Raw genomic sequence first — 11,316 nt, 5'->3', positions numbered from 1 at the left:
TGCTTCACGGGGCGGAACGAGTTTGGCTGTGTAGGAACTCCAAAGGTCGGGCCGCCCCGTTTTTATGCCTCAAATTTTAGTAGGGTAGAGTACTCCAGGCTCCAAACCATAACGTTCAGCCATGACATTAGCCAGCGACTGGTATTCTCCTACAAAACGTACTACTTCTGTATGTCCGGCGCCAAAGAGTTTGTCGCGGAAGTAAGGCTTTTGACCGGTGAGATTCTGCTCTAGGGCCCATAGGAAAGCACTCTTTCCAGTACCATAAGAGCCAATCATCGTGAAAGCTCGAATGCCCGTCTGGTAGTCGGCCAGCAACTGCGAAACGATGCGTTTTGTGTTTTCAGTCGGGATGTAGTTCAATGCCCGATTGGCATCCCGCACGATATTGACCGAGGGGCTAAACATTGACTGAGGCATAGTAATCTCTTAAAATCTGGTACTTATCAGCCGGCTTCTCACGAAATTGTAGCTCGCGTACACCGGCCTGGTCATTATAGATAAGGAAGTCATGTTCACTGACTAACTGCTCAATCTTACGCAATAGGCCTGCCCGATTCATGCCAAATACAGCACAAGGCATTCCAGGGTCATTTTCGAGTGTTTCCAAGTTAACCGACATCCCGATGCTGGGGGAGTCCAGCAGGCAGTAGAGTATCCAATCGGCGGGCACATCATCACGGTCAGAAGGAGTGATGACGTAGACTGAGATTTCACTTTTGCCATCCTCATTTTTGCGCGAGAAAGAGTTTACCAAGTCCAATTCAGTTAGAATACCCGAGAAACTGTCTTCGCGGTCTTTGGCCTTTGCCCCCCTTTCAGTTGTGCCACGGTGATACATCTTGAGGAAAACCCCGAAGTCTTCACTAATGCTTTTGGGGCTCACCGTAAAGCTCTCTTCCCGTCCTTTCTGCTCGATGAATCTTCCGTAGTCCTCCCGAGTGAACTCAATTTTTCGCTTTCGAAATTCATCGAAAATGAGCCAATAGGTAGAGGCAAACCGAGTGCGAACCAATTGGTAGTGAAGTAGCCATAAGGTGGCATTGTCTTCCAAAAATGCATCAAATGGAGCTCCTTCGTGACGGTAACCAAACAAAAGGTCAGCTAGTTGGGTGGGTTGGTCAGTTGCTTCGTCCAGCAAGCCAAAAGCACGCAGCCAATGCTTGATGGCCCGCACCATGTTGTTGCCAACTCCTAGGATGACGGGCGCTTCATCGGCGTTGAATGAGCGCCCTTCGAGTAGGTAATCGTAACCCTTCTTGAGCCATAACAACCGACACTGGAAGCTATCATGACCACTGAAAGTGTACTTATAGGATTGAAGCATATCTCAAAAAATATTCGACTAGCTGACCTTTCGGAAAGGTAAGGAGAAGAGTAAAAGTAGCATCAAAAATGCTATTAATTTTAGCTAAGCCAGAATTTATGAAGGACTTTTTGAGCGAAAGATTTGCTCAAAAAGAAGAAGCTTGGGGGATGATGATTCGTTGCATTATGCAAATCAGTGGCTACCCTTTGCTATAATAGGTGCGCTAAATTACAAGCCCAGCGAATGGGCCGCATTGTAAGCAATGATGTCGTCAAGCCGGGAGTAGCGGCTAATCATGGCATCAGTCTTTTGCTTCGTCTGGTTTTTGATGAACTCGTTGGACTGGCCGTTGAGCTTGGCGGTGGTGATGAACGAAGCCCGCAGCGAGTGGGCCGAATACTTATCGCCCAAGTGCTCTTTCACGAGTAGGTTCACGCGCCGGTCAGAGAGCCGGCGGCGCGAGGGCGTGCCCGCTTCGCCGGTTTTGCCCCGCGCGAGCGACACGAATACTGGCCCCTCTGTGCGGCCCCCCAGCAACTCCACCCATGCTTTATAGGCGCGGATAGGGCAGAATAGTGGATTAGAAGCATAGAAGACAGCTTTCTGCTCCACCTCGCCGGTTTGGTTGGTCTTGCTTTTCTGTAAGCTCAGAATGAGGGCCGCATCGGTCAGTTCGATATGCTCCAAGTTTAGAGCCACCAGCTCGGAGCGGCGGAAAGCCCCCGTGAAGCCTATTAATAGGAGTGCGCGTGCGCGTACACCTTCGGGCCGGGTCAAGTCAAGCTCGGCAATGCACTTTTTGAGGTGAGCCACGGAGAAGGCCGGGGCCTGCTTTTGCTTTTTGCCCACGGCGCGGGCCACGCCCTTGCGCAGCACGTCCAGCGCTGGCGCGCTGATGGCGGAGGGCAGCCCGAGCAGCTGATGGTTTTTCTCGATGGCGGCCAAGTGCCGGTTGATGGTGGCCAGCTTGCGCGGGATATCGGCTAGGTGCGCGACGTAGCTGGCGAGCGTGGGCACGGCGGCCGGCCAGGGCGTGAACTCGTGCTCGGCGCAAAAAGCTTCGTAGCTGCGCAAGTCGGCCGAGTAGGCCAGGCGAGTGTTGTTTGCACCGTCGAGGCCCATGGTCAGGTAGCGGCCGACGTTGGGCGCTACCTGACCGGCTAGGTCAGCGGCCAGCGCCAGCGCGGGCAGCTCGCTGGCCACCGTCAAGCCGGTTTCTCTCTTTGATGCTTTTGACGGGTTACTCATGAGCTGAAAGCTGAGCGTAAGTTGCTTCAATCATTATCGCCAGCACATTGGCCATTGCTGGTTCCAGGCGCTTATCGGAGCGCAGTAGCCGGACTACCGTTGTCGCCGTGGTTTCGGTGGCTGCTGTTACCGGTGAGGGACCGTAGAGCAGCCGCCCCGGAGCTACGGCTAGCCAATTGCATAAATGGAGGAACACCGGCAGGTCGGGTACTTTCTGCTGTTCCACCCGCAGCAGCGTGCCTACGCTGACTGGTACGATAGTTCGGGTAATTTCCTCAGCGGCTTCGCGCAGCGTCTGGCCAGCGCGCTTGGTGCGCACCAGCGAAGCGAGCAGTTCAGTATCGACGCGGTAGAGCATATTTTGCAATTGTAAAAAGACAGGCGACAAAAGCAGCCATTATTTTTGCAATTACAAAAAAGCTCGCTGAAACTGTTGGCCAAAGGTAAGCAAAACTTAGGTCCGATAAGGAAGTCTTATGGTACCTAAACTAGACGATAACGCCAGGACTCTTTCTTGTACTTGATTTTACCAGCAACTTGGGAAGGCTATGCAACTTCCGGTTACATTTACTGACCGCATTCCCACTTGTCGCCATCCCATTCCAATCGTATGGCCAAACACTACTTTCTGTTTTTCCTATTCCTAATTATAAGTGTTCCCGCGCTAGCCCAGCGGCCTAAGCCGGCGGCCCTGGTTTTGCCCCCGGCCGACACCGTGTATTTCGACCGCGATTGGGAGCGGACCGCGACACTGGAAGAGGTAGCCTACGCCCGTATCGCCCACCACGACGCGGCGGGTAAAGCACTGGGTACCGTACGCAGCTACTACTACCCGGCTTGGAAAAAACAATGGGAGGGCAAACTGGCCAACGAAGGCCCTTATAAGCCCACGGGCATCTGTTGCGGTTGGCACCCGAATGGCCAGCCCAGCTTTCGCGGAACTTACGTGAACGGCCAGCAGCAGGCCGACTATAAGAGTTGGCGCGAGGACGGCCGTGAAATCAAGTGCCGGTCGGTAATGCAGGACGCGCTGCCGCTGAGTACTGCCACACTGCATTGCAGCAATTGCATGCATGGCAGTCGCAAAGTGTTCACGGTAGATATTCCCGACGGTACGGTGGGCATTGTCTACAAGTTCGATGTGCGCGATGAAGGGCAGCCACCGGTGTCGTGGTCCACGGCCCTTGCCGTGGCAGCCGTCGTGGGCAGCGGGGGCACGGCCGCCCCAGCTTTACTGGGTACGGCGGCCTCGGCCCTAACCAGGCAGGGCAACAGCGCCCCGCCTACGGTTAGCACCAAGTGCCATTGGTACATCACGCCCGACCCGGCCGCGGCCCAACAGTTTATGGCTACGAAGGGCACCATCGCCGACCCGCAGTCCTGCTTGCGGGTGGCAACCAATACGTCCCAGGAAACCCGGCCCATTGCCCTGCCGTCGGGTACGCGCCAACTGTTCGTGTGCGTTAACAACGACAACTACACCACGGACGCCACGGCCACGCTTAGTGCGAGTGCCTTGGTGCAGGGTTGCCAGTAAGCCGATGCGGCGTGAGTCTCGGTACTAGTAAATGAAGCGCAGGCCCGCCCCCCAGCCGTAGTTGCTGTCGTAATTGCCGGCCAGGGCCACGTACTTGCCCAAAATGTAGCTGCTGCCGAGCCGGTACTCGCGGTCGGAGTTGACCATGAGGTCGGCGCGCAGGCGACGGGTGATGGGCAGGCCCTCGCGCTCCAGTTGCACGCGCATTTTACCCTGGTGGTCGAGGCGCAGGTCCGACCACACGAGCAGGGGCAGGAAATAGCGGATGCCCACGCAGGCCACCTGCCGGAAGTCCTTGGAATTATCGCTGCGCGTGGGCTGGCCAGGGGCGTCGGTGGCGGTGTTGGCCCCGCCGCGCGTGTTGTTGCGAATGTCGGTGCCCGCGTACACGGCCACGAATTGCTTGGGCCCCAGGTAGCGCTGCACGTGGGTTTCGGTTTCGTAGGAGCCGCGGTAGTTGAGGGCCGCATCGGCCCGCAGCAGCCAGTACGAGTTGCGCACGCCGCCCTGGGCAAACACGCCCTGGCTGAAGGCATTGACCCGCGCGTAGGGAAACAGGGCCCGGTCTTCGGCCGTGAAGCGGGCCACTTGCCGGGGATTAGCCAGGGGCACGGCCGTGTTGGCGTAGTGCACGATGCGGGCCATGCCCGAGTTGAGGTGGTAAAGCAGGTGGCAGTGGAAAAACCAGTCCTTCTCCTCGTTGGCGTCAAACTCGATGGTGACCACATCCATTGGGGCCACGCTGAGCGTGTTTTTGAGCGGCGAGGAGTCGCCCTGCCCGTTCAGCACCCGAAAAAAGTGCCCGTGCAGGTGCATGGGATGGCTCATCATGGTGGTGTTGTGCATGATGAAGCGCACGGTTTCGCCCTGCTTGATTTCAATCTTGTCCGCGTCGGAGAGCGTCTTATTGTTGATGCTCCACACGTAGCGGAACATGTTGCCGGTGAGGTACAACTGCACCGTGCGCACCGGCCGGTCGGCCGGGATGGTAGTGGGCTGCGGCGCCTTCAGCATTTCGTAATTCAGCAGCGTTTCGTTGGGAAAAGCCGCCTGCAACTGCTGGTAGCCAGTGACAAACGTGCCGAGCGGGGCTTTTTTCATGCCGCCCATCTTCATCCCAGCCATCTTCATCTCAGCCGTCTGCATTCCGTCGCCGTCGGCCATTGCCATGCCGGGCATGGCGGACTTAGCGGGTTGACTGTGAGTGCTGCTATCAGCGGGCATGTTCATGCCGGGCATGGTAGCCGGCTGGCTTTTCGGGGCCCCAGCCATACCCTGGTTATCTATGCCCGGCATATCGGGCATCGGGGCACTGCCGGCGGCGGCCACGCTGGGCGGGGGCACGTGGGCCGGGGCGCGGCCCATGGTCATGCCTTGCATCTGGCTCATCATGCCGTTCATCTCCTTCACCAGCTGAAAATAGTCGATTTTGGGCAGGTCGGGGGCGGCGTGGAGCGGGCCGGTGCCCAGCAGCAGGCTGGTGTGCTTGGCCATGTCCCAGGAGGTAGCGCGCAGCTCGTACTGGCCGGCGACGGCAGGCAGCGTCACTTCCACGTCGTAGGTTTCGGCCGTGCCGAGGAGGAGCTTGTCCACGGGTACGGGCTGCACGTCAACGCCATCGGCGGCCACCACGCGCATTTTGCCGCCCGCGAACTGCACCCAGAAGTAAGAAGCCGCCGAACCGTTAATCAGCCGCAGGCGCACTGACTGGCCGGGGGCCAGCGGGGCCGCGCGGGTGGGCTGGCCGTTTACCAGGTTGGACTGGTAATACACATCGGCCAAGTCCATCTCGGGCATGCGTTTCCACTCCTGGCGCAGCTTGGTGCCCAGGTTGCCGGTGGCCAGGGCCAGGCCGTAGCTCTGCACCGAGCCGCGCTGGATGGCGTACCAGTCGGTTTCACGCTTGAGCGAGCGGAGCACTTCCCAGGGGTTTTCCTTGGTCCAGTCCGACAGCAATACCACTTGGTCGGGCATGGCCAGCGGCGTGGGCGGGTAGATGACGATGGCCCCGTACTGGCCCAGCTGCTCGTTGAGACGGGTGTGCGAGTGGTACCAGGAGGTGCCGTGCTGCTTGAGGGCAAACCGGAACTCGTGCACCTGGCCGGGCTCAATCAGCTCCGTGTTGAGCATGGGCACGCCGTCGTAGCGGTTGGGCAGCAGCAGGCCGTGCCAGTGAAACGACACCGTTTTGCGGGTTTGGTTGTGGAGGTAAATCAGGGCCGTGTCGCCTTCGGTGAAGGTGAGCGTGGGCGCGGGAATGGAGCCGTTGGTGGCCAGCGCGTGGTTGCTCACCCCGGCAATGGTCCAGGTGGTGTCGCGCACGTGGAGGTCGTAGCGCACGAGGCGCGGCCTGCGCGCCGCCACAGCGGCGGGGGCCGCATACAGCGCATTGTAGGCGGCCGGGGCTACGGGGGCCTGGGCCCGCACAGGCAGGCTGGTCCCTACCCCCACGGCTAAGGCCAGAACCCACGAATAAAGAGCCAGTCGGCCAAAGACGGCGGAGAAATAATCAGACATACTAAAAGAGCATTACAGGAAAGTCAGCCAGGCGGCGGTGAGCAGGCAGCGGTTATTACACCCGGTATCCAGTCGGCGACAACCTATTGTGTGCCAGCAGAATGTCCCGAGTAACCGGGGCCCTGCCAGCACACGTCGGCAATACAGCGGGCCGGTAGCCGAATGCCGCTGGATTGAGTAGCAAAGGGGGAGCGTAGTCTACTGCCGTGCGCGGGAGCTGTTTTGCCAATTCGCTCTCCCGCCTGATATAATTCGGGCCAGCGGCTACTTTTTCACCACCAGGTCCATGCCGCACTTGGGGCACTTGCCGGGCTGGTCGGTCACTACTTCGGGGTGCATGGTGCACGTGTACTGCGTAGCCAGACCGGCGGGGGCGGCCGTGCTATCGGGGGCGGCGGCCGTGGTGGGGGTAGTCGCCGTGGTTTCGGTGCTCTTGTTGCCCGAGCAGCTGGTGGCGAAGGTGAGGCTGGCCAGGGCCAGGGCGTAAGGGAGGAACTTGTTCATGGGAGTAAGGGAAAAATGGAAAAGAGAAAATGATTGATTGTCAGCCTAAAATGAGGTTGAGGACATTGGTTGAGGCGCTACATGGCCATGCCGCTCATGTGGTCGTCGCCGGCTCCCTGGCGCAGGGTGAACTCGCTTTCCAGCAGGTAGGCCCCGGTGGTCACCACCGCGTCGCCGGCTTGCAAGCCCGCCAGCACCGGCAGGGCGGTGGCGGTGCCCTCGCCGAGGCGCACCCGCACCCGCCGAAACTGCCGCTCGCCGGTTTGCTTCCACACGTAGCTCAGGGCCCCGTTGTAGATAATGGCGGCCGGGGGTACGCGAAGCGTCGTGCTGGCGGAGGTGGCGGTTGGAAGGGCGGCGGGGGCCGGGGCGGCGTCCAGCAGTACGTTGGCCTGGGCCCCCGGCTGGAGGCGGCCGGCGGGGTTGGGCACCTCGATGCGGGCCAGCGTCAGCTGGCTGCTGCCGCTCAGCTCGGGGCTCAGGAACACGACTTTGCCCCGCACCGGGCGGGCCAGGCCCGCCACCTGCACGGCTACCGTTTGGCCCAGAGGTAACCGGCCGGCTTCGGCCGGGTAGAGTTGCGCTTCTACCCACACGCTACTTAAGTCCGTGAGGGTGAGCAGGGGGGAGCCCTCGGCCACGTACTGGCCCTGCACGACCGCGAGGGTTTGCACCGTGCCGGTGCGGGGGCTATAGTAGGTCACCAGCGGGCTGGACTTGCCGCTGCGCGCCAACTGGCGCAGCTGCGCGCCCGACACGCCCAGCAGCCGCAGCTTCTGGGCAGTGGCTTCGGCGAAGTGGCGGTAGGTGGGCTCAGCCACTTGCAGGTCCTGGGTCAGGGCTAGTAGGTACTCGCGCTGCAATGTTTGCAGCTCCTCGCTGTAGACCGCGAACAAGGGCGCGCCCCGCCGCAGCACCTGCCCGGTCTGGCGTACGTACAGCTGCTCGACGCGGCCCGCCACCCGGCTGCTGATGCTTTCGGTGCGCTGCGTATTGGCCGTTACGGTGCCCGTCAGCACGGCCTGGGGCGCGGGCACAGGCGGGGCAGTAGCGCCGCGCGGGGTGCTACTGCCTAGTTGCTGCGTTTGAATATTGCCCAACGCTACCTGTTGGGCGGTGAGCACAAGGTCGGTGCCCGCCGCCGGGCCGCCGGGCATGGCGGCCATTTCGGCGGCGGTCATCTTCTGGGCCGCGGGACGGGCCGAGGTTTTCACCAGGGCCATGCCGCAGATGGGACAGTCCCCCGGCTTGTCGGCGTGGATTTGCGCGTGCATCGGGCAAGTGTAGCTGGCCGCCGCCGGGGCCCCGGCCGCCGGCTTTTGGGCGGCTAGCGGCGACACCGCCACTAGGTGCATGTGGCAGATGGGGCAGTCCCCCGGCGCGTCGGCGTGGATTTGCGAATGCATCGGGCAGGTGTAGTAGGCCACCGAACCGGCAGTTTGGTCAGGGTCGGGCTTGCCCTGCTGGCAGGCCGCCGCACTCAGTAGTAGCCCGGCCAGCAGCAGCGTCAGCCACGGCCGCCGGCGGATTTGCCGGGGCTTTCCAGGAAGTAGCTTAATCATGGGCGGACGGGTTAGCCGCGTTGGCGGAGGTTTGAATGAAGCCTTCACTATCAATGAGGTACTGGCCGTTGGCGGCCACGTCTTCGGGGCCGGCGAGGCCGCGCAGCACCTGCACCCGGCTGGCGGTGCGCTGGCCGACCTGCACGGCCACCGGCACGAACGTGGCCCCGCGCCGCACGAAAGCCACCTGCCGGGTGCCCAGGTCCACCACGGCGGCGCGGGGCAGCCAGAAGCTCCCGGCCCCGGCCGGGGCGGCGGTGGGCACCAGCTGCCCGGTCAGGCGCTGGCCGCGCCGGAGCCGGCCTTGCGGGTTGGGCAGGTACACCCGCACGGCCGCCACGCTGGCCCCAGCGCGAAACTCGGGCTCTACCAAACCGAGGTGGGCGGTGCGGGGCGGCAGGCCGGTGCCTTCGGCCACCACGCGCAGCGGCTGGCCGGGGCGCAGCCGGGCCAGCTCGGCCGGGGTGGGCTGAAAGAGGCCCCACACCTGGTCGGTGTTCACCACCTGAAATAAGGTCTGGCCGGTGCTCACGTAGGCCCCCTCCGTGAGGGTGAGCGGCTGGGGCTGCACCGGCCCGGTGGCCGAATTAGCCGCCGGGCCGCTGGGTTCGCCGGCATTCATGCCCGGTTCGGGGCTGGGGCTCATGCTGCCGGTGGCGGCGGCCGGAATAGGCACGGGAGTCGCCGGCGTTTCCACCACGTAGCCATCGTAGGGACTGAAAATAGCCACCCGGTAGCTGGCCCGGCGGGTGCGAGCCAACTCGCGCAGCTGCGGGTCGGTCAGGCCCAGCAGGCGCAGTTTTTGCCGAGCACCGTTCACCAGCAGCGCATTATCAGCGTCGTTTGCCAGCAGGAAAAGCAGCTCCTGTTCGGCCGTTACCAGCTCGGGGCTATAGAGTTCGAGCAGCTTCTGCCCCCGCCGCACGGGCTGGTAGTTGAAGCGCACGGCCAGCTGCTCGATGCGCCCGCCGAAGCGGGCCGCCACCGCCCGGCTGCGGCGCGGGTCGTAGTCCACCACGCCCGGTAGGGTGAGGGTGTCAGCCGCCGTGCCGTCGGCCACGGGGCGCACCGTGGCCACGGCCGCTAGCACGGCCGCGTTGGGGGCCTGGCTGACTTGGCCCAGGTCGGCGGGCGCAGCGGCGGCGGCCGCGTTGTCGAGCACCTTGGGCACCAGGTCCATGCCGCAGATGGGGCAGCTGCTGGGGGCCTCGCGCACAATCTGGGCGTGCATGGGGCAGGTGTACTGCATGGCCGCGCTGGTGGCCACCGGCGGGGTTTGGGCCATGTTGGCGGGGCCGTGGGCCTGGCCGTGGCAGCCCGCCAGCAGGGCCCCCAGGGCCCCCAGCAGGGCGGCGGCTACCCCCCGCCGCACGGGCTTATTGCTCAAGTTCCTGGTCATAGCGCACGGTGAGGGCGAGGAGTTCATTTTGGGTGTCGAGGGCTTGCAGGCGGGTCCGCAGCCAGGCATCGAGGGCTTCGACCACGGCGGGCAGCTGGGCGGTATTTTGCTGGTAGGCCAGCAGTGTTACCTGGTAGCTTTTGCGCAGGGCCGGCAGGATGCCCCGCTCGTAGTTTTCGACCAGCTCGCGCTGGGTGAGCAGGTCCGATTGCAGGGTGCTGAGGCGGCCGGCCGCATCGTTGAGCAGGCTGGCCCGCTGCTGCTGCACGGCCCGCGCTTCCAGCCCCAGGGCGGCGGTGTTGGCCTTGTACTCGCGGGCGGCCCAGGGCACGAAGGGCAGCGTGACCATCCCCATGACGGTGAACTGGTTGGGCGTGCTGCCGATGCCGTTCATGTGGTCGTAGCGCACCCCAAAATCGGGCCGACGGCGGCTGGCCTCCACCTGCTGGCTAAGGCGCACCACGGCCAGCGACTGGTCGAGGCCGCGCACGTCGGAGCGGCGGGCGGCCAGTGCGGCCGTGTCGGCAGGCCCCGTGGGTGGGGGGGTAGGCAGCAGCGTATCCACGGCAAACTCGGTGGCGGGGTCGCGAGCCATGAGCGCGTTCAGGGCGATGGTGCGCTGGCGCAGCTGGCCGTAGAGCGTGGCGTGGTCGTTGGCGTGCATGGCTACCCGCGCCTGCACCTGGTAGATGCTGGCCAGCGTGGTCTGGTTGTAGGGGTAGCGGGCCTGGGCGATTTTCAGCAAAAAATCCAGCAGGTAGGCGCTCTGGTCCAGCACCCGCAGCTTCTTTTCCAGCACCACCCGCTCGTAGTACAGCGTGCGGGCCCGGGCGCGCAGCTCGTTGAAGCTGGCGGCCTGGTCGGCCTGCACCACGGCGGCCTGGCCGGCCAGGTAGTCGCGCCGGGCGCGCTGCTTGGCCGGGTTGGGCACCATCTGCTCCACCGACACCATCTGCATGCCCATCCCCTGCCCGTTGTTGGCCTCCCGGATGGGGCGCTGGTTGTAGGGCGTCATCCAATAGCCGGCGCTCACCTTGGGAGCTTCCCAGGTGCTGGCCCCGGCCACGGCAGCCTGTTTGGCCTGGGCGCGGTAGTCGTACTGGCGCAGGGCGGGGTTGCGCTGGCGCACGGCCCGCAGCACCGAGTCGAGCGGCAGCAGGCGCTGGGCTGGGGCGGGCACGGCCAGCAGCCCCAGCAGTCCCGTAGCGAACATCATCCGAAAGATAAAAGCCATAGTATC

At 62.9% G+C, this 11,316-nt stretch carries 10 protein-coding genes; 1 reads left to right on the top strand and 9 read right to left on the bottom strand.

What is annotated here, in order from left to right; genetic code table 11:
* Nucleotides 1-69: 69 nt before the first annotated feature.
* The 4 genes from HNP98_RS19020 to HNP98_RS19005 form a co-directional block, all read right to left on the bottom strand.
* Nucleotides 70-408 carry a hypothetical protein gene (locus HNP98_RS19020; RefSeq protein WP_173811766.1) on the bottom strand — a complete coding sequence of 113 codons (339 nt, stop codon included), beginning with the start codon at nucleotides 406-408 and terminating at the stop codon, nucleotides 70-72.
* A complete protein-coding gene (locus HNP98_RS19015; RefSeq protein WP_173811765.1) occupies nucleotides 401-1,327 on the bottom strand; it encodes a DUF4007 family protein in 927 nt (308 codons plus the stop codon). The genes HNP98_RS19020 and HNP98_RS19015 overlap by 8 nt, the downstream gene beginning before the upstream one ends.
* Before the next feature lie 210 nt (nucleotides 1,328-1,537).
* Complete coding sequence (locus tag HNP98_RS19010; RefSeq protein ID WP_246275222.1) at nucleotides 1,538-2,557, bottom strand: site-specific integrase; 1,020 nt, start codon at nucleotides 2,555-2,557, stop codon at nucleotides 1,538-1,540.
* Nucleotides 2,550-2,915 carry an XRE family transcriptional regulator gene (locus HNP98_RS19005; RefSeq protein WP_173811764.1) on the bottom strand — a complete coding sequence of 122 codons (366 nt, stop codon included), beginning with the start codon at nucleotides 2,913-2,915 and terminating at the stop codon, nucleotides 2,550-2,552. The genes HNP98_RS19010 and HNP98_RS19005 overlap by 8 nt, the downstream gene beginning before the upstream one ends.
* A gap of 252 nt (nucleotides 2,916-3,167) precedes the next feature.
* Between HNP98_RS19005 and HNP98_RS19000 the strand changes: the two genes are divergently transcribed.
* Nucleotides 3,168-4,094, top strand: coding sequence for a toxin-antitoxin system YwqK family antitoxin (locus tag HNP98_RS19000; RefSeq protein ID WP_173811763.1), 927 nt, complete (start codon nucleotides 3,168-3,170; stop codon nucleotides 4,092-4,094).
* 24 nt (nucleotides 4,095-4,118) lie between these two features.
* Here the strand turns inward: HNP98_RS19000 and HNP98_RS18995 are convergent, their stop codons facing one another.
* The 5 genes from HNP98_RS18995 to HNP98_RS18975 form a co-directional block, all read right to left on the bottom strand.
* A complete protein-coding gene (locus HNP98_RS18995) occupies nucleotides 4,119-6,545 on the bottom strand; it encodes a multicopper oxidase family protein (protein WP_173811762.1) in 2,427 nt (808 codons plus the stop codon).
* Between the two features lie 330 nt (nucleotides 6,546-6,875).
* On the bottom strand, nucleotides 6,876-7,115 hold the full coding sequence (locus HNP98_RS22385) for a heavy metal-binding domain-containing protein (RefSeq protein ID WP_173811704.1): 240 nt from the start codon (nucleotides 7,113-7,115) through the stop codon (nucleotides 6,876-6,878).
* Nucleotides 7,116-7,192: 77 nt separating this feature from the next.
* The gene (locus HNP98_RS18985) at nucleotides 7,193-8,677 is read right to left on the bottom strand and encodes an efflux RND transporter periplasmic adaptor subunit (RefSeq protein ID WP_173811761.1); all 1,485 of its coding nucleotides are present in this window, start codon (nucleotides 8,675-8,677) and stop codon (nucleotides 7,193-7,195) included.
* Nucleotides 8,670-10,076 (bottom strand): efflux RND transporter periplasmic adaptor subunit, encoded by a 1,407-nt coding sequence (locus HNP98_RS18980; protein ID WP_173811760.1) that lies wholly within the window; start codon nucleotides 10,074-10,076, stop codon nucleotides 8,670-8,672. Before HNP98_RS18980 ends, HNP98_RS18985 begins: the two co-directional genes overlap by 8 nt.
* The gene (locus tag HNP98_RS18975) at nucleotides 10,054-11,310 is read right to left on the bottom strand and encodes a TolC family protein (RefSeq protein WP_173811759.1); all 1,257 of its coding nucleotides are present in this window, start codon (nucleotides 11,308-11,310) and stop codon (nucleotides 10,054-10,056) included. The genes HNP98_RS18980 and HNP98_RS18975 overlap by 23 nt, the downstream gene beginning before the upstream one ends.
* Between the last annotated feature and the right edge of the window lie 6 nt (nucleotides 11,311-11,316).

This window comes from Hymenobacter caeli (genome assembly GCF_013294115.1).
GTDB lineage: Bacteria > Bacteroidota > Bacteroidia > Cytophagales > Hymenobacteraceae > Hymenobacter > Hymenobacter caeli.
The sequence above is the reverse complement of the archived record's forward strand: the minus strand, read 5'-3'. Positions and strand labels throughout refer to the sequence as shown.